The organism is Sphingomonas bacterium, assembly GCF_903643065.1.
Classification (GTDB): domain Bacteria; phylum Pseudomonadota; class Alphaproteobacteria; order Sphingomonadales; family Sphingomonadaceae; genus Sphingomonas.
Genome location: NZ_CAHJWX010000013.1, coordinates 1 through 16,194, shown reverse-complemented (window position 1 = coordinate 16,194; position 16,194 = coordinate 1). Strand labels below are relative to the sequence as shown.

Here is a 16,194-nt window from a genome sequence, read left to right as displayed (position 1 = left end):
CGCCCGCGCGCGCCGCCGCCGGTGCCGGTCGGCGGGGGCGACACAAAGCGGCCCGTGGCCGCGCCCGAGCCGAGCAGGCTTGATCGTAGCTTCATGTGAACCCTCCCGCTGATGCGCCGCGCCTACCGGTACGGCGCATCGGCGGCAAGGTTCGCGGCGAAGACGCTTTCCCAGCGATCGCCATTCTCGATCAGCTTGGCCTTGTCGTAGATCAGCTCCTCGCGCGTCTCGGTGGAGAACTCGTAGTTCGGCCCCTCGACGATCGCGTCGACCGGGCAGGCTTCCGCGCACAGCCCGCAATAGATGCACTTGGTCATGTCGATGTCGTAGCGCGTCGTGCGCCGGCTGCCGTCGTCGCGCGGTTCCGCCTCGATCGTGATCGCCTGCGCCGGACAGATCGCCTCGCACAGCTTGCAGGCGATGCACCGCTCCTCGCCGTTCGGATAGCGCCGCAGCCCATGCTCGCCGCGAAAGCGAGGCGACAGCGGCATCTTCTCGAACGGGTAGTTGATCGTCGCCTTGGGCTTGAAGAAATAGCGCAGCGTCAGCGCGTGCGCCTTGAGGAACTCCCACAAGGTGAACGACTTGATGAAATGGGCGGGGGTCATCCGGGCAATCCTACGCGATGGAACATGAGGACCCCGGAGACGAGGAACACCCACAGGAGCGACATGGGCAGGAACACCTTCCAGCCCAGCCGCATCAACTGGTCGTAGCGATAGCGCGGCACCGTCGCCTTCACCCAGCTGAAGATGAAGAAGAAGAACAGGATCTTGACGAACAGGTTGAGGATGCCCGGCACCCAGGTGAACGGCGCGAAGTTGAACAAGGGCAGCCACCCGCCCCAGAACAGCGTCGCGTTGAGCGCGCACATCAACAGGACGTTGGCATATTCGCCCAGCCAGAACAGTGCGAAGCTCATCGACGAGTATTCCGTCTGGTAGCCCGCAACCAGCTCCGACTCCGCCTCCGTCAGGTCGAACGGCGCACGCTGCGTCTCCGCCATCGACGAGATCAGGAAGACGACCCACATCGGGAACAGCAGCGGATTGAGCACGAAGCCGTTGATCGGCAGCCCATACATGTTCGCCTGCGCCAGAACGATGCTCGACAGGTTGAACGATCCCGCCCACATCACCACCGTCACCAGCACGAAGCCGATCGCGACCTCATAGCTGACCATCTGCGCCGCCGCGCGCAGCGCCGAGTAGAACGGGTATTTCGAGTTGGACGCCCAGCCCGACAGGATGATGCCGTACACGCCCAGCGACGACGCCGCGAGGACGTAGAGCAGCCCGACATTGATGTCGGCCAGCACCATGCCCGCCTGGAACGGCACCACCGCCCACACGATCAGCGCGACGGTGAAGGTGATGATCGGCGCCAGCAGGAACAATGCCCGGTTCGACGCCGACGGGATGATCGTCTCCTGCAGGAACACCTTCAGCCCATCCGCGAAGGACTGGAGCAACCCGAACGGCCCGACCACGTTGGGCCCGCGCCGCAACGCCATCGCCGCCCAGATCTTGCGATCGGCATAGATGATCATCGCCACCGCCAGCATCAGCGGCAGCGCGATCAGGAGGATTCCTGCGATCGTGGCAGTGAACCAAGCCCAGCCATAGGAAAAGCCAAGGGTGGTGTTGAAGAAGGAAGTCATCACAAACACTCGATTTGCGAAGCGGAGATCAGGTTGCGTTGACTCGTGAGATTGCCATTCATCCGTATGGACAAACCATGTTCACGAACCAGATGTAGAGCAAGTTCGATCGATGCTACCAAAATCGTGTTCTTCTTATGATGCGCCTCCGATCCGATGGAGGGCGCGCTTAGCTCGTAGAAACCATCGCTGTTGGCATCAGGGAAATAATGCTCGATCCTGCCATCATCTAAACGGCGAACCCGGTGCGGCGTTAACACGCTCACTCCGCCGCCTCCGCCAGCATGTCACCATGCAACAACTCGGCCGAGCATTGCTGCATCGTCGGGCTGGAGCGTGCGATCGCGTTGGTGAGGTAGAAGTCGGCGATCGGGTAACCCGCAATCACGCCGGCCGCTGCCCCGTCGAGCACCGGCGGGTTCCACTCGAACGCCGCCAGCCCCGGGTTGCGCAGCGCCGGCACCGCCGCGAACATCGCCTCGCGCAGGCCGGGCAGGCTGTCGAACGGCAGGGGCTGCCCCAGCACCGCCGACAGCGCGCGCAGGATCGACCAGTCCTCGCGCGCGTCGCCCGGCGGGAACACCGCGCGCTCGCCCCGCTGGACGCGGCCCTCCAGGTTCACCCACGTCCCCGACTTCTCGCTATACGCGGCCGTCGGCAGCACCACGTCCGCCGCCGCCGCGCCACGATCGCCATGATGGCCCAGATAGACCTTGAACCCGGCGAAGCGGCTGAAATCCACCTCGTCCGCGCCGAGAAAGAAGGTGAGCTTCGCATCCGCCAGCGCCGCGATCCCGCCTGGCTGCGCATATCCGAGCATCAGCCCGCCCATTCGGCTCGCCGCCATGTGCACGACGTTGAAGCCGTTCCAGTCGGGCTTGATCAGGCCCAGCGGCTCGACCAGCCGCAACGCCGCCGCGTGCCCACCCTTGAGCGCCGCCCCGCCCAGCACCAGCATCGGCTTGTCCGCGCCCGCGAACGCGTCGTGCACGTGCCTGGGCAGATCGCCCAGCAGCGCCAGGTCCGCGCCCAGCCACTCGACCTTGTACGTCAGGTCCGTCTCCGGCCCGATCGCGAAGACGCGCGCGCCCTTCTTGATCGCCTTGCGCACGCGGGTGTTCACCAGCGGCGCTTCCCAACGCAGGTTGGTGCCCACCAGCAGGATCGCGTCCGCCTTCTCGACGCCCGCGATCGTGGTGTTGAAATTGACCGCCGCCAGGCTGGACGTGTCATAGTCCATCCCGGTCTGCCGGCCCTCCAGCCGCGAGCCGCCCAGCGCCGTCACCAGCGCGTGGCCTGCGAACATCGTCTCGCAGTCGGCGAGGTCGCCGGCCACCGCCGCCACCGACCCGCCATGCTCGACGGCCGCGATCGCCGCGAACGCCTCGTCCCACGTCGCCGGCACCAGCTTGCCCGCCCGGCGCACGAACGGCCGATCGAGTCGCCGCCGCACCAGCCCGTCGACATGGTGGCGCGTCTTGTCGGTCGCCCACTCCTCGTTCACGTCCTCGTTGATCCGCGGCAGCGAGCGCAGCACCTGCCGCCCGCGGCTGTACAGCGTGACGTTGGTCCCCACCGCGTCCTGCACGTCGATCGTCGGCGTGCGGCGCTGCTCCCACGGCCGCGCCTCGAACGCATAGGGCTTGGACGTCAGCGCGCCGACCGGGCACAGATCGACGACGTTGCCGCTCAGCTCGGATGAGACCGCGCGCTCCAGATAGGACGTGATCTGCATGTCCTCGCCGCGATAGATCGCGCCGATCTCCTCCACGCCCGCCACCTCCTCGGCGAAGCGGATGCAGCGCGTGCACTGGATGCACCGGGTCATGATCGTCTTGACGATCGGGCCCATATATTTCTCGGTCACGGCGCGCTTGTTCTCGGCATAGCGAGAGCCGCCGCGCCCATAGGCGACCGACTGGTCCTGCAAGTCGCACTCGCCGCCCTGGTCGCAGATCGGGCAGTCGAGCGGATGGTTGATCAGCAGGAATTCCATGATGCCCTCGCGGGCGTTCTTCACCATCGGCGTGGTGGTGAAGACCTCCTGATTGTCCGCCGCCGGCAGCGCGCACGACGCCTGCGGCTTGGGCGGCCCGGGCTTCACCTCGACCAGGCACATGCGGCAATTGCCGGCGATGCTGAGCCGCTCGTGATAGCAGAAACGCGGAATTTCCTTCCCCGCCGCCTCGCACGCCTGGAGCACCGTCGCCCCCTGCGGCACCTCGACCTCGATCCCGTCGACCTTGAGCTTGGGCATCCTACTTGACCTTGACAAGCGCGAGATTGGGGCGGTCGGGCGGCAGGATCAGCTGTTCCGACTTGGGATCGATCAGCACGTCCATCGACTGCATGGGAATGGCGCCAAGTAGCACCTCGTTCCCGATCACGACCGCCGTTGTGACGGTCCGCCGAGTTTTGAAGAAAATCCGTACCGCCTCAACCACATCGACCTCGTGCTGGCTCCCGTCGGCAAGCTCGGCCGTGCGAGTCTCGACACTCTCGAGCGCGAGTTGCTGACGTAGCCCCTCGGGGATGCAAAGCTCCGACGCACCCGAGTCGACCAACGCGTCCACTTCCACCGCCGCGAGATCGGGGCGGAGCGCGTTGCTCAGCTGGATGCGGGCGTGCACCAGTCCCACTATTCCGCCGCCTCCATCATCGGCGCCAGTCCGCCGCCCGCGCGGTCGGTGATCCGGCGCTCCATCTCGGGGCGGAAATGCTTGATCAGCCCCTGGATCGGCCACGCCGCCGCGTCGCCCAGCGCACAGATCGAATGGCCCTCGACCTGCTTGGTGACCTGCTGGAGCATGTCGATCTCGCCCAGTTCCGCCTCGCCGGTGCGCATCCGCTCCATCATCCGCCACATCCAGCCGGTGCCCTCGCGGCACGGCGTGCACTGGCCGCAGCTCTCGTGCTTGTAGAAATAGCTGATGCGGCTGATCGCGCGGACGATGTCGGTGGACTTGTCCATCACGATCACCGCCGCCGTGCCCAGGCCCGAGCCCACCGCCTTCAGCCCGTCGAAATCCATGGCCACGTCCATGATCTGCGCCGCCGGCACCAGCGGCACGGACGAGCCGCCCGGGATGACGGCGAGCAGATTGTCCCAGCCACCCCGGATGCCGCCGCAATGTTCTTCGATCAGCTGGCGGAAGGGGATGCTCATCGCCTCCTCGACCACGCAGGGCTTGTTCACATGGCCGCTGATCTGGAACAGCTTGGTGCCTTCGTTGCCCTTGGCGCCGAAGCCCGCGAACCAGGCGGCGCCGCGCCGCAGGATGGTCGGCGCCACCGCGATCGATTCGACATTGTTGACCGTGGTCGGGCAGCCATACAGCCCCGCGCCCGCCGGAAACGGCGGCTTGAGGCGCGGCTGGCCCTTCTTGCCCTCCAGGCTTTCGAGCATCGCAGTCTCTTCGCCGCAGATATAGGCACCCGCGCCGCGATGGACGAACACGTCGAAGTCATAGCCTGACCCGGCCGCGTTCTTCCCCACCAGCCCGGCGTCATATGCCTCGGCGACGGCGGCGAACAGCACCTCCGCCTCGCGGATATACTCGCCGCGAATGTAGATATACGCCGCCCGCGCGCGCATCGCGAAACCCGCGACCAGCGCGCCCTCGATCAGCTTGTGCGGATCGTGCCGCATGATCTCGCGATCCTTGCACGATCCCGGCTCGGATTCGTCGGCGTTGATGACCAGGAAGTTGGGCCGGTCCGGCTTGGGCTCCTTGGGCATGAAGCCCCACTTCGTGCCCGTCGGGAACCCCGCCCCGCCGCGCCCGCGCAAGCCGGACGCCTTCATCCGCGTGATGATCTCGTCGGGCCCGAGCGCGAGCAGCGCCTTGGTATTGTCCCAATCGCCCCGCGCGCGCGCCGCCAACAGGTTCGCGGACTGGAACCCGTACAGGTTGGTGAAGATACGGTCCTTGTCAGCGAGCATCAGACGTGCGCCTCCAGCGCGCTCAGGCGACGGTCGACGCCAAGGAACTGCGCCCGAAGATCATCGACGCTCGCGTGGATACTGGCGAGGTGGCCAATCATGGCCTGCTCGATCTGAGTCTGACTGGTAAGTCGCCGTTCGATGTTGGCGAGGCGATCTTCCATCTTGCCTTCAAACGTGCCGAGCCGACGTTCCACTTCATCAAAGCGAGAGTTAAGCCTTCTAAACTGCTCGGCCATGAAGCTGACCGTATTGTCCTCAGCCACTAGCCGCCTCCCGATTCACCGCGTCGGCCACCGCCACCTCGCCCCACTGCCCGCGATAGTCGTGGTTCGCGTCCACCATCTCGCGCAAGCTCGTCGGCCCGCCCTCCGGGCAGCTCACGCGGCGCCCGATCGTCGAGCCCGGCGCTGGCCGCTCACCGCGCGCCAGCGCCTCCAGCACGGCGGTCGTCCGGGCGTAGTCCAGATCCTCGTAATTGTCGTCGTTGATCTGCACCATCGGCGCGTTGGCGCAAGCGCCTAGGCACTCGACCTCGGTCAGCGTGAACAGCCCGTCGGCCGTCGTTCGTCCCTTCGCCAGCCCATGGCTCCGGCACGCCGCCAGCACGTCGTCGGAGCCCGCGAGCAGGCACGGCGTCGTGCCGCAGACCTGGACGTGGTAGCGCCCGACCGGCGCCAGGTTGAACATGGTGTAGAAGGTCGCGACCTCGAACACGCGCATGTACGGCACGCCGATCTGGCGCGCGACGAACTCGATCACGGGCACGGGCAGCCAGCCCTGCGTGTCCGTTTCCGCGCCGACCTGCCGCTGCGCGAGGTCGAGCAACGGCAGCGACGCCGATTGCTCGCGGCCCTTGGGATAGCGCCCGAGAATCTCGTTCGCCTTGCGCTGACTCTCGTCGGACCAGGCGAACCCGCCCCACCGCGCGCGCACTTCGGTCTCATCGGGGATGGTAGGGGCTTCAGCCATATACAGTCCAGAAGTCGATGTGAGAGATCGTCTTTTCTGCCGTCAGACGATAAATTTGCACCTGATTAGACTTGCTCGGGTACGTGCAGGCTACACCACCGGGATATGTCGCCATCACAATTATGTGAAAGCGTGATACGGCAACGCGATCGATTCGAACCGGTGCGCAAGTGACCTTTGTCCAATTTCCGAAATAGCCATCGTTCATTGCATTCAATGAAGCGGTTTTCGAAGAACGTAACGTGAGGCCATCTTGTGCGACCTCAAGCCCATCGGAGAAGAGGTTACTGGCCTGTCGCAGGTCACCATGAGTGATCGCATCGCTTAGCTTGGAAGCAACAGCACAATCATCGGCCGTAGCATTCGGGAGCATAGCAGGCGTAGTCGCGCTGGCGAGACCGCTCAGTGAGGTGAAGAGCCCAACACAAAGCCACGCCTTTCTCACCGATCACACTCCCCGAATACGATGTCCATCGCGCCCAAGATGGCCGTCGTATCCGCCAGCATGTGCCCCCGGCTCATGAAGTCCATCGCCTGGAGATGGCTGAAAGCGGTCGGCCTGATCTTGCAGCGGTAAGGCTTATTGGTCCCGTCCGCGACCAGGTACACGCCGAACTCGCCCTTGGGGCTCTCCGTCGCGACATAGACCTCGCCGGCGGGGACGTGGAAGCCTTCGGTGTAGAGCTTGAAGTGATGGATCATCGCCTCCATCGATCGCTTCATCTCCGCGCGCTTGGGCGGCACCACCTTGCGGTCGAGCGAGGCGATCGGGCCCTCGGGCATCTCGGCCAGGCACTGTTTCATGATCCGCATCGACTGGCGGACCTCCTCCACGCGCACCATGAACCGGTCGTAGCAGTCGCCGCGCGTCCCCACCGGCACGTCGAAATCCATCTTCGCGTACACGTCGTACGGCTGCGACTTGCGCAAATCCCAGGGCAGCCCGGCGGCGCGGATCATCGGGCCACTAAAGCCCCAGGCGATCGCGTCCTCGCGGCTCACCGTCGCGATGTCGACGTTGCGCTGCTTGAAGATGCGGTTGTCCGCGACCAGGCTGATCGCGTCCTCGAACAGGCGCGGCATCCGCTCGTCCAGCCAGTCGGCGATGTCGGTCAACAGCTTGAGCGGTACGTCCTGATGCACCCCGCCCGGCCGGAACCAGTTATGGTGCATCCGCGCGCCGCTCATCCGCTCGAAGAAATTGTAGCAATCCTCGCGGATCTCGAACAGCCACAGGTTCGGCGTCATCGCGCCGACATCCATGACGTGCGAGCCGAGATTAAGCATGTGGTTGCTGATGCGCGTCAGCTCAGCGAAGAACACGCGCAGGTATTGCGCGCGCAACGGCACCTCCAGATCGAGCAGCTTCTCGATCGCGAGCACGAAGGTGTGCTCCATACACAGCGGCGAGCAGTAATCCAGCCGGTCGAAATACGGGATGTTCTGGGTGTAGGTGCGATACTCGATCAGCTTCTCGGTGCCGCGGTGAAGCAGCCCGACATGCGGATCGATCCGCTCGATCAGCTCGCCATCCAGCTCCATCACCAGCCGCAACACGCCATGCGCGGCCGGGTGCTGGGGCCCAAAATTGATCGTGTAGTTGGTGATCGAGACGTCGCCGGTCGTCTCCTCGCCCGGCGTCGGCTCATGAAGCAGCTCGGAGGTATACGGATCAATGTCCGTCGTCGCCGGCGCGGGCGCATCGGCGGGGGCGTCGTGCAGGTCGAGATCAGCCATGGTTCACCTCATTCGACCAGTTCCCGCCGGCACCCTGAACTTTATTCAGGGTCCATGCGTGATGGCCCGTCACTGCAATCACGCCTGCGATCAACGCGCCGCGCGTGGAGGCTGAAACGAGTTCAGCATGACGAAGGACGAGCATCACTGGTTCTGCCCTCCCTTGCCCGGCACCACATCCGGGTCCTTCGGCTTGCTTTCGGCCGAGTTGCCGCCCTTGGCCTGGCCCTGCGACGAAGTGCCGGCGGCGTAGTTTCCGTCCGACCCCGCCGGCGCCTTGGTCGCCGACTGCGCCGCGTCCGCCTTGCCCACGGCATCCGCCGACAGCGGCGTCATCGCGCCCTTCGCCTGGGGCAGCGCCGCCTTCTCATCGCCGGGCAAATCATAGGCGCCGCCTTCCCAAGGCGACAGGAAATCGAACGTCCGCCAGTCCTGCGCCAGCTGCACCGGTTGGTAGACGACGCGCTTCTCCTCCTCGGACCAGCGCAGCTCGGTGTACCCGGTCTGCGGAAAGTCCTTGCGCAGCGGATGCCCGCGAAAGCCATAGTCGGTTAGAATGCGGCGCAGGTCGGGGTTGCCGTCGAACAACACCCCAAACAGGTCGTACACCTCGCGCTCCAGCCACCCGGCGACCGGCCACAGCCCGGTGACGGACGGCACCGGCGTCTCCTCGTCGGTCGAGATATGGACCTGGACGCGATGGTTGCGGGTCAGCGACAGCAGGCAATAGACGATCTCGAACCGCTCGGGCCGCTGGGGATAGTCGACGCCGGCGATCTCCATCAGCTGCTGGTAGGCCAGCCCCGGCGTGTCGCGCAGCGCGCGCAACGCGTCGACGATCCGGTCGCGCGCCACGAACAGTTGCACCTCGCCGACGCGCACCCGCGCCTGGGTCAGCGCCTCGCCCAGCGCTGCGCGCGCAGCCTCGACGGTCGCGTCGTTCAGGTCGACGGCATAGGCGGGCGCGGCGCTACGCATCACGGAATAGCTTCCGCCAAACGGCAACGCCCAGGCTGATCGCGGCCGATGAAATCATCAGCGCCAAGCCAAGCTGCGCAAATTGCGGCGGAACGCCGTGGGTCACCGTTCGATGCTCCCGCTCCGCCTGATCTTCCGCTGTAACTGAAGGATGCCGTACAACAGCGCCTCCGCCGTCGGCGGGCAACCGGGCACATAGATGTCGACCGGCACGATCCGGTCGCAGCCGCGCACCACCGAATAGCTGTAATGGTAATAGCCGCCGCCGTTGGCGCACGACCCCATCGAGATCACGTATTTCGGGTTCGACATCTGGTCATACACGGTGCGCAGCGCCGGCGCCATCTTGTTGCACAGCGTGCCCGCGACGATCATCACGTCCGACTGGCGCGGGGACGCGCGCGGGGCGGCGCCGAACCGCTCCAGGTCATAGCGCGGCATGTTGACGTGGATCATCTCCACCGCGCAGCAGGCGAGCCCGAACGTCATCCACCACAGCGAGCCCGTGCGTGCCCACTGGAACAGATCCTCGGTCGAGGTGACCAGGAAGCCCTTGTCGGTCAGCTCGCCGTTGAGGCTGTCGAAAAAGCCCACATCGGGCGCCACGACCTCGCCTTCGGGATTGTTGACCAGCCCGATCGGGCCGGCGTGCGGCACTACTCCCAATCGAGCGCTCCCTTCTTCCAGGCATAGACCAGCCCCAGCGCCAGTTCGGCGATGAACACCATCATCGCCGCCCACGCCGTCCAGCCGAGCGAGAACACGCTCACCGCCCACGGATACAGGAACGCCGCCTCCAGATCGAAGACGATGAACAGGATCGCGACCAGGTAGAAGCGCACGTCGAACTGCGAGCGCGGGTCCTCGAACGCGGGGAAGCCGCACTCATATTCGCTCAGCTTCGCCTCGGTCGGCTGATGCGTCCCCGTCGCCCGCGCGACCAGCATGGGCAGGAACACGAACGCGCTCGACAATGCGATCGCGACGCCCAGGAAGAGCAGGATAGGCAGATATTGCGACAGATCGACCATGGGATTCCGCAGTTGCGAAGGCTGATCCGTGACTTAGGCCCCGCGACGAACCGGGGCAAGGCGACGACACGGTGAGAATGAATCGCAACGCGTAGCGGGTCTTGCGGTACGTTACCGCAAGACCCGCCCAAGCGCGGCTGGCGGCGCATCGCGCCGTCCGACGACGCGACTTCGCCGCAGCGCGCCAGTTACCGCAACGCCCCCGCCACCAGCTTGTGCAGCTTGGAGTGCAGCCCGTCGTTCGCGGCCAGGAACTCGTTGCGCTCCATCGGCCGGTCGCCGCCCCGGAAGTCGGTCACATAGCCACCCGCCTCGCGTACCAGCAACAGCCCGGCGGCGACATCCCAGGGCTGGAGGTCCGACTCCCAATAGCCGTCATACCGCCCCGCCGCGACCCAGGCCAGGTCAAGCGCCGCCGCGCCGAAGCGCCGGATGCCCGCCACCTGCGGCGCCACCGCCCCGAACACGCGCGTCCAGCCCGCGAAATCGCCATGCCCCAGGAACGGGATGCCCGTCGCGATCAACGCCTCGCTCAGGTCGCGTCGGGACGACACGCGCAGCCGCTGGTCGGTCAGCCAGGCGCCGCGCCCCTTTTCCGCCCAGAAGCTCTCGTCGGTCAGCGGCTGGTACACCAGCGCCGCCGTGATCTCGCGCTTGCCGTTGGCGAGCAGCTCCTCGACCGCGATCGAGATCGCGAAATGCGGGATGCCGTGAAGGAAGTTGCTGGTGCCATCCAGCGGATCGACGATGAAGCGCGGCTTGTCCTCCGCGCCCGCGACCGCTCCGCGCTCCTCCATCAGGAAGCCCCAATCGGGTCGGGCGCGGCTCAGCTCCTCGAACAGCGTCTGCTCGGCCTGCCGATCGGCGATCGTCACGAAGTCCGCCGGCCCCTTGCGGCTGACCTGGAGCTGCTGCACCTCGTTGAAGTCCCGCCGCAGCCGCACCCCCGCCTTGCGCGCGGCGCGCTCCATCATCGTCATCAGGCCGGAATGGGAAGGCATTAGCGACGTAATCCGAAATGAAGGCTGATCGCGTCCTCGACCGCGATCATGTCGGCCCGGCTGAGCGCTCCGAGCTTGGACTTGAGGCGGCTCTTGTCTGCCGCCATGATCTGGTCGGCCAGTGCCTTGCTTCGCTGGCCTGCGACATCGACGACGGCCTCGCCGGGGTAGACGCGCGAAACGTTGGAGGTCATCGGCATCGCCATCACGCGGGGACAGATTGCGGTTCGCCGCGTCGTTGCTGACGATGATCGCCGGTCGGGTCTTCTTGATCTCGCTACCAGTGGACGGGTCGAACTCCACCCACCAGACCTCACCGCGCAGCATCTATGCTGTCGTTCGCCAACGCGGCCAGCCACTCGCGCGCCTCGTCCTCTCGCTCACCGTCGGCCGCCATCGCCCGATAGCCGTCGTCCAATGACTGGTCGGAGACATGCGGCCGGAGTACGTCCGACACGAACTGGCTGATCCGACGCTTGCCCACAAGCCGGTACAGCCCGTCGTATACATCCTCGTCGAGCATGATCGTCATGCGTTTGTGCATAGCGCACGCGCCATGCGGTGTGATCCTCTTCGGGTCAATCCGCCCGCCGCACGTACGTCTGCTCGTACACGTCGACCACGATCTTCGTGCCCGCGCCGATATGCGGCGGCACCATCACGCGCACGCCGTTGTCGAGGATCGCGGGCTTGTACGAGGACGACGCCGTCTGGCCCTTCACCACCGCGTCCGCCTCGACGATCGTCGCCTCGATCGTATCGGGCAGCTGCACGGAGATCGCCTCCTCGTCGTGCAGTTCCATCACTACGTCCATCCCGTCCTGCAGAAACGCCGCCGCCTCGCCCAGCAGGTCGCGCGGCAGCGTCACCTGGTCATAGGTCAGCTTGTCCATGAACACGAGGCCGTCCCCGTCGGCGAACAGAAACTGGAAATCCTTGGTGTCCAGCCGCACCCGCTCCACCGACTCCGCCGAGCGGAAGCGGACGTTGTTCTTGCGTCCGTCGCGCAGGTTCTTCAGCTCGACCTGCATATAGGCGCCGCCCTTGCCGGGCTGCGTGTGCTGGATCTTCACCGCGCGCCAGATGCCGTTTTCATATTCGATGATGTTGCCGGGACGAATGTCCACGCCGCTGATCTTCATGGGTCTGCTCGCGAGAAAGGAGGCGCGGCCCTAGCGTCCCCCGCCCCACTTGCCAACCTGATCACTGTTCGTGCCGACGAACAGTGATCAGGCTGCTACCTTCACCACCGACCCGTGATAGATCTCGGCGATCGCCGCGCCCAGCGTCCGGTCGAAGGTCGCGTCGTCCATCTCGTGGCGCAGGTCGGCCAGCAGCGCGCGCGAGAAGCTGGCGATCATGCCATGGTTCTTCGCCAGCTCGGCGCTCGCTTCGGAGCGCGTGAAGCCACCTGACAGCGCCACTACCCGCGCGACGCGGTGATGCCCCGCCAGCTCGGCATACAGGTCTGCCTCGACCGGGATGGTCAGCTTGAGCATCACGCGCGTGTCGCCGGTCAGCGCGTCGAGCCGCCGGGCGATCTCCTCCTTCAGGATCGCCTCGGCGTCGCCGCGCTCGGGGCTCTTGATCAGCACCTCGGGCTCCAGGATCGGGAGCAGCCCCGCCGCCGCGACCTGCGCGGCGACCTCGAACTGCTGCTCGACGATCGCCGCGATGCCGGAGCGCGACGCGAGCCGGATCGTCGAGCGCTCCTTCGTTCCAAACACCCCCAGCCCCCCGGCGCGCGCGAGCAGCGCGTCGAGCCCGGGCATCGGCTTCATCAGCTGGACGCCGTCGGCCTCGTCCTCCAGCCCCTTGTCGATCTTGAGGAACGGCACGACGCCGCGGCTCCACAGCGCGGTCGGCACCGGCACGCCGCCCGCCTCCCCGTCCATCGTGCGCTCGAACAGGATCGCGGCGAGCACCTTGGCACCGGTGAAGGACGGCGCGGTGACGATGCGCACCCGCATCTGGTGGATAAGGCCGTACATCTCCTCGTCGCTGCCCCAAGAACCCTCGGGCACGCCATAGGCCTTGAGCGCGCCGGGCGTGGAGCCGCCGCTCTGGTCCAGCGCGGCGATGAACCCCGCCCCGCTCGTCATCTGCGCCATCATCACCACATGCGTGTCCGCCATTCGCTCGGCTCCCTTTGCTGCCTGTCGTCGCCCCGGTCTTGAGCCGGGGACCCACTTCTTCTACTGCTAAGAAAGCCAGCGGGGCCTCGGGTCAAGCCCGAGGTGACGGGGGACGATGGTGAGCGACCTGGCGGTAGTGAATGACTGAGGCTCGGGCGTTCGGCTATGCCCGCGTGATCGCGCCGCCGATGTGGGCGTTCGTCAGCCTCGCCATGATCGAGCTGGTCGTCGCGCATCTGCTGCTTCGGCACTGTAGTCCGAACGGTGCGCTCGCCCTGTCGGTGGTGTCCGGCGGCGTGGTCGGCTGGATCGTGGCCGGCATCCTGTCGTTCCGGCGGCGGCCGGTGCTGCTGATCGACGATCGCTTGGTCTGGCCGCTCGGGACGATCAAGCGACTGGCCGTGCCCCGCGCGGCGGTGGCCGGAGTCGCGACCGGCTGGACGTCGGCCGACGCGCGGCGGCGCGACACCTTCGACGCCTGCGCCTTCTCGACCCCGAACGTGCTGGTGACGCTGCGCGAACCGGTCCGCGCGCGCCGCCGCGTGATCAGGGCGCTTGCGCATCACCTGGACGATCCGGCCGGCTTCGCGGCCGCGCTGGAGCGATGGTGCTGTCTTACCACGGACGAGCGTGGCATCGAGCCCGGATGAGCCAGAATACCCACAAGCATTGCGCGATAATCGTTCAAGAGCACTTGCCGACAGGTATTGGCAAGTGATCGACGACCCGCTCGATCCCGATTTCGCCGCCTCGTTCCGGCGCAACGACCGGCGCCCGGCCTGCCAGCTGTACCTGATCTCGCCGCTCGACGTGGCGGGCGGCTTCCCCGACCGGCTCGCCCGCGCGCTCGATGCCGGGCCGGTCGCCGCCGTCCAGTTCCGCGTCAAGGATGTGGACCAGCACGCCGCCGCCCGCCTCGCCGAGCCGCTCCAGCGCCTCTGCGCCGATCGCGACGTCGCGTTTATCGTCAACGACTCGATCGCGCTCGCCAAGCGGCTGGGCGCCGACGGCGTCCATCTGGGCCAGGATGACGGCGATCCGCGCGAGGCTCGCGCGGCGCTCGGGCCCACGGCGCAGATCGGCGTCACTTGCCATGACAGCCGCCACCTCGCGATGGAGGCGGGCGAGGCGGGCGCCGACTATGTCGCGTTCGGCAGCTTCCATCCGACGACGACCAAGCAGGTCCGCCACCATCCCGAGCCCGCCATCCTCGCTTGGTGGGCGACGATGTTCGAGCTGCCTTGCGTCGCGATCGGCGGCATCACTCCCGCCAACGCCGCCCCGCTGGTCGCCGCCGGCGCCGACTTCCTCGCGGTCAGCGCCGGCGTGTGGGCGCATCCGGAGGGTGAGGCGGCGGCGGTCCGCGCCTTTGCCGACCTGCTCCGCCGCTGACTTCCGCCATGGCGGGAGCCAAGCCGCCTGTCGGCCGTTCAGCCGTCAGCGTATCAGTAACATAGGTTGGGTATGGGCATGATGAAGCGACTGGCGATCCTGCTGACGGCGGGCGCCGCCCTCCCCGTCACCCTCGCCGCGACCGGGCCCAAGCCGGCCGCCACCCCGGCCGCTCCCACCGCCAAACCACCGCTCGACCTGTCGACGCTGCACGTCCAGGTCATCCTCGATCATCTGGGCTTTTCGCCCGGCATTCTCGACGGCCGACCGGGCATTTCGCTGACGCAGGCGCTGAAGGGTTTTCAGGAGAGCCGCACCCTGCCGGTCACCGGCCAGATCGATGCCGCGACGCTGAACGCGCTGCACCGGTATCGCGGCTGGCGGCCGACCAAGGCAATCGCGCTCGGCAGCGCCATGCTCGCCGGGCCGTTCGTCGGTCGCATCCCGCACAACGAGGACGACCAGGCCAAATTACCCGCGCTCGCCTATCGCACGAAGCTGGAGAAGCTGGCGGAGATGTTCCATACCACGCCCGCCGTGCTGATCGAGCTGAACAGCCCCGCGACCAAGCTCGCGCCCGGCACGACCGTCACCTTCCCCAATGCATTGCCCACCAGCCGCGCCTATCCGGCCGAACTGACGGACGGGTGGAAGCGGACGCTCAACGACCTCAACGTCGACGCCACCGAGCCGGTCGCGGCCAGGATCGTCGTCGACAAGTCCGACAGCGTGTTGCGCGTGTTCGATCGCGACGACAAACTGGTCGCGCAATTCCAGGTCACGACCGGCTCCGAGCACGACCCGCTGCCGCTGGGCACGCACAAGGTCACCAATTACGACTATAACCCCAAGTTCAGGTACAACCCGGCACTGTTCTGGGACGCCAAGTCATCGGATCAAAAGGCTATGCTGCCGGCCGGTCCCAACGGCCCGGTCGGAGTCGTATGGATGAACCTCAACATCCCGCATTACGGCATCCACGGTACGCCCGAGCCGCAATATATCGGCCGGACGGAGAGCCATGGCTGCGTGCGCATGACCAACTGGAACGCCGCGCGCCTCACGTTGATGATGAAGCCCGGCATCCCGGTGATCTTCCAGGCATGACGAGATGACGCGGGTCGGCTGGGTCGTGCTGAGCCTGATCGCGGCGGCGGCGGCGCTGTTCGCCGCGCTGCTCTGCTCCGCTCCGGCCCTGCCATCCAGCCCAGCGTCGCGCCGACGGGCGCGCCCGCCGGCGGACCGAACGCGCTGATCGTTCCCGTCGCTGGCGTCGCCCGTGACGGCTTCGCCGACACCTGGGGACAGGCGCGCGCGGCGGGCCGGGTGCATCACGGCACCGACA

The 16,194-nt window shown here is 66.5% G+C and carries 22 protein-coding genes and 1 pseudogene; 4 read left to right on the top strand and 19 right to left on the bottom strand.

Annotation, left to right across the window (positions count from 1 at the left end):
- Nucleotides 1–122 precede the first annotated feature (122 nt).
- The 19 genes and pseudogenes from nuoI to HUU95_RS01105 form a co-directional block, all read right to left on the bottom strand.
- Complete coding sequence (gene nuoI / locus HUU95_RS01190) at nucleotides 123–608, bottom strand: NADH-quinone oxidoreductase subunit NuoI (protein WP_174278411.1); 486 nt, start codon at nucleotides 606–608, stop codon at nucleotides 123–125.
- Nucleotides 605–1,660 (bottom strand): NADH-quinone oxidoreductase subunit NuoH, encoded by a 1,056-nt coding sequence (nuoH, locus tag HUU95_RS01185; RefSeq protein ID WP_174278410.1) that lies wholly within the window; start codon nucleotides 1,658–1,660, stop codon nucleotides 605–607. Before nuoH ends, nuoI begins: the two co-directional genes overlap by 4 nt.
- Nucleotides 1,660–1,926: a hypothetical protein gene (locus tag HUU95_RS01180; RefSeq protein ID WP_174278409.1), complete on the bottom strand. Its 267-nt coding sequence runs from the start codon at nucleotides 1,924–1,926 to the stop codon at nucleotides 1,660–1,662. Before HUU95_RS01180 ends, nuoH begins: the two co-directional genes overlap by 1 nt.
- Nucleotides 1,923–3,917: an NADH-quinone oxidoreductase subunit NuoG gene (gene nuoG, locus HUU95_RS01175; protein WP_174278408.1), complete on the bottom strand. Its 1,995-nt coding sequence runs from the start codon at nucleotides 3,915–3,917 to the stop codon at nucleotides 1,923–1,925. The genes HUU95_RS01180 and nuoG overlap by 4 nt, the downstream gene beginning before the upstream one ends.
- Nucleotide 3,918: 1 nt before the next feature.
- On the bottom strand, nucleotides 3,919–4,299 hold the full coding sequence (locus HUU95_RS01170; RefSeq protein ID WP_174278407.1) for a clan AA aspartic protease: 381 nt from the start codon (nucleotides 4,297–4,299) through the stop codon (nucleotides 3,919–3,921).
- On the bottom strand, nucleotides 4,299–5,603 hold the full coding sequence (gene nuoF / locus HUU95_RS01165; RefSeq protein WP_174278406.1) for an NADH-quinone oxidoreductase subunit NuoF: 1,305 nt from the start codon (nucleotides 5,601–5,603) through the stop codon (nucleotides 4,299–4,301). Before nuoF ends, HUU95_RS01170 begins: the two co-directional genes overlap by 1 nt.
- Nucleotides 5,603–5,869 (bottom strand): hypothetical protein, encoded by a 267-nt coding sequence (locus tag HUU95_RS01160; RefSeq protein WP_174278405.1) that lies wholly within the window; start codon nucleotides 5,867–5,869, stop codon nucleotides 5,603–5,605. The genes nuoF and HUU95_RS01160 overlap by 1 nt, the downstream gene beginning before the upstream one ends.
- On the bottom strand, nucleotides 5,862–6,575 hold the full coding sequence (locus HUU95_RS01155; RefSeq protein WP_174278404.1) for a complex I 24 kDa subunit family protein: 714 nt from the start codon (nucleotides 6,573–6,575) through the stop codon (nucleotides 5,862–5,864). The genes HUU95_RS01160 and HUU95_RS01155 overlap by 8 nt, the downstream gene beginning before the upstream one ends.
- Nucleotides 6,568–7,020, bottom strand: coding sequence for a hypothetical protein (locus tag HUU95_RS01150; protein WP_174278403.1), 453 nt, complete (start codon nucleotides 7,018–7,020; stop codon nucleotides 6,568–6,570). The genes HUU95_RS01155 and HUU95_RS01150 overlap by 8 nt, the downstream gene beginning before the upstream one ends.
- Nucleotides 7,017–8,312, bottom strand: coding sequence for an NADH-quinone oxidoreductase subunit D (locus HUU95_RS01145; protein WP_254602547.1), 1,296 nt, complete (start codon nucleotides 8,310–8,312; stop codon nucleotides 7,017–7,019). Before HUU95_RS01145 ends, HUU95_RS01150 begins: the two co-directional genes overlap by 4 nt.
- A 144-nt stretch (nucleotides 8,313–8,456) precedes the next feature.
- Entirely contained in the window at nucleotides 8,457–9,290 is an 834-nt protein-coding gene (locus HUU95_RS01140; protein WP_174278402.1) for an NADH-quinone oxidoreductase subunit C, read from the bottom strand.
- A gap of 102 nt (nucleotides 9,291–9,392) precedes the next feature.
- Nucleotides 9,393–9,947 (bottom strand): NuoB/complex I 20 kDa subunit family protein, encoded by a 555-nt coding sequence (locus HUU95_RS01135; RefSeq protein WP_174278401.1) that lies wholly within the window; start codon nucleotides 9,945–9,947, stop codon nucleotides 9,393–9,395.
- Entirely contained in the window at nucleotides 9,947–10,321 is a 375-nt protein-coding gene (gene ndhC / locus HUU95_RS01130) for an NADH-quinone oxidoreductase subunit A (protein WP_174278400.1), read from the bottom strand. Before ndhC ends, HUU95_RS01135 begins: the two co-directional genes overlap by 1 nt.
- A gap of 188 nt (nucleotides 10,322–10,509) precedes the next feature.
- Entirely contained in the window at nucleotides 10,510–11,322 is an 813-nt protein-coding gene (locus HUU95_RS01125) for an inositol monophosphatase family protein (protein WP_174278399.1), read from the bottom strand.
- Complete coding sequence (locus tag HUU95_RS14400) at nucleotides 11,322–11,528, bottom strand: type II toxin-antitoxin system PemK/MazF family toxin (RefSeq protein WP_254602548.1); 207 nt, start codon at nucleotides 11,526–11,528, stop codon at nucleotides 11,322–11,324. The genes HUU95_RS01125 and HUU95_RS14400 overlap by 1 nt, the downstream gene beginning before the upstream one ends.
- A 61-nt stretch (nucleotides 11,529–11,589) precedes the next feature.
- Nucleotides 11,590–11,649: pseudogene (locus HUU95_RS14740) on the bottom strand (hypothetical protein); the annotation flags it as partial.
- Complete coding sequence (locus HUU95_RS01115; protein ID WP_217429700.1) at nucleotides 11,636–11,854, bottom strand: hypothetical protein; 219 nt, start codon at nucleotides 11,852–11,854, stop codon at nucleotides 11,636–11,638. The gene HUU95_RS01115 and the pseudogene HUU95_RS14740, both read right to left, overlap by 14 nt.
- Nucleotides 11,855–11,900: 46 nt before the next feature.
- Nucleotides 11,901–12,464, bottom strand: coding sequence for an elongation factor P (gene efp, locus HUU95_RS01110; protein ID WP_174278397.1), 564 nt, complete (start codon nucleotides 12,462–12,464; stop codon nucleotides 11,901–11,903).
- An 87-nt stretch (nucleotides 12,465–12,551) separates the two neighbouring features.
- Complete coding sequence (locus tag HUU95_RS01105) at nucleotides 12,552–13,457, bottom strand: fructose bisphosphate aldolase (RefSeq protein WP_254602546.1); 906 nt, start codon at nucleotides 13,455–13,457, stop codon at nucleotides 12,552–12,554.
- Between the two features lie 140 nt (nucleotides 13,458–13,597).
- Here HUU95_RS01105 and HUU95_RS01100 point away from each other — a divergent pair, with 140 nt between their 5' ends.
- The 4 genes from HUU95_RS01100 to HUU95_RS01085 all read left to right on the top strand — a co-directional run bounded on the left by HUU95_RS01100 (nucleotide 13,598) and on the right by HUU95_RS01085 (nucleotide 16,104).
- Complete coding sequence (locus tag HUU95_RS01100) at nucleotides 13,598–14,107, top strand: hypothetical protein (RefSeq protein ID WP_174278396.1); 510 nt, start codon at nucleotides 13,598–13,600, stop codon at nucleotides 14,105–14,107.
- A gap of 64 nt (nucleotides 14,108–14,171) precedes the next feature.
- Entirely contained in the window at nucleotides 14,172–14,849 is a 678-nt protein-coding gene (gene thiE, locus HUU95_RS01095; protein WP_174278395.1) for a thiamine phosphate synthase, read from the top strand.
- A 78-nt stretch (nucleotides 14,850–14,927) separates the two neighbouring features.
- A complete protein-coding gene (locus HUU95_RS01090; RefSeq protein ID WP_254602545.1) occupies nucleotides 14,928–15,956 on the top strand; it encodes a L,D-transpeptidase family protein in 1,029 nt (342 codons plus the stop codon).
- Nucleotides 15,957–15,960: 4 nt separating this feature from the next.
- Nucleotides 15,961–16,104, top strand: a complete 144-nt coding sequence (locus tag HUU95_RS01085) for a hypothetical protein (RefSeq protein WP_174278394.1) — start codon at nucleotides 15,961–15,963, stop codon at nucleotides 16,102–16,104.
- Nucleotides 16,105–16,194: the final 90 nt, after the last annotated feature.

Coding starts and splice junctions, on each gene's coding strand:
- nuoI (WP_174278411.1), bottom strand. CDS start 608: ATGACCCCCGCCCATTTCATCAAGTCGTTCACCTTGTGGGAGTTCCTC.
- nuoH (WP_174278410.1), bottom strand. CDS start 1,660: ATGACTTCCTTCTTCAACACCACCCTTGGCTTTTCCTATGGCTGGGCT.
- nuoG (WP_174278408.1), bottom strand. CDS start 3,917: ATGCCCAAGCTCAAGGTCGACGGGATCGAGGTCGAGGTGCCGCAGGGG.
- nuoF (WP_174278406.1), bottom strand. CDS start 5,603: ATGCTCGCTGACAAGGACCGTATCTTCACCAACCTGTACGGGTTCCAG.
- HUU95_RS01155 (WP_174278404.1), bottom strand. CDS start 6,575: ATGGCTGAAGCCCCTACCATCCCCGATGAGACCGAAGTGCGCGCGCGG.
- HUU95_RS01145 (WP_254602547.1), bottom strand. CDS start 8,312: ATGGCTGATCTCGACCTGCACGACGCCCCCGCCGATGCGCCCGCGCCG.
- HUU95_RS01140 (WP_174278402.1), bottom strand. CDS start 9,290: ATGCGTAGCGCCGCGCCCGCCTATGCCGTCGACCTGAACGACGCGACC.
- ndhC (WP_174278400.1), bottom strand. CDS start 10,321: ATGGTCGATCTGTCGCAATATCTGCCTATCCTGCTCTTCCTGGGCGTC.
- HUU95_RS01125 (WP_174278399.1), bottom strand. CDS start 11,322: ATGCCTTCCCATTCCGGCCTGATGACGATGATGGAGCGCGCCGCGCGC.
- HUU95_RS14400 (WP_254602548.1), bottom strand. CDS start 11,528: ATGGCGATGCCGATGACCTCCAACGTTTCGCGCGTCTACCCCGGCGAG.
- HUU95_RS01115 (WP_217429700.1), bottom strand. CDS start 11,854: ATGACGATCATGCTCGACGAGGATGTATACGACGGGCTGTACCGGCTT.
- efp (WP_174278397.1), bottom strand. CDS start 12,464: ATGAAGATCAGCGGCGTGGACATTCGTCCCGGCAACATCATCGAATAT.
- HUU95_RS01105 (WP_254602546.1), bottom strand. CDS start 13,457: ATGGCGGACACGCATGTGGTGATGATGGCGCAGATGACGAGCGGGGCG.
- HUU95_RS01100 (WP_174278396.1), top strand. CDS start 13,598: ATGACTGAGGCTCGGGCGTTCGGCTATGCCCGCGTGATCGCGCCGCCG.
- HUU95_RS01090 (WP_254602545.1), top strand. CDS start 14,928: ATGATGAAGCGACTGGCGATCCTGCTGACGGCGGGCGCCGCCCTCCCC.
- HUU95_RS01085 (WP_174278394.1), top strand. CDS start 15,961: ATGACGCGGGTCGGCTGGGTCGTGCTGAGCCTGATCGCGGCGGCGGCG.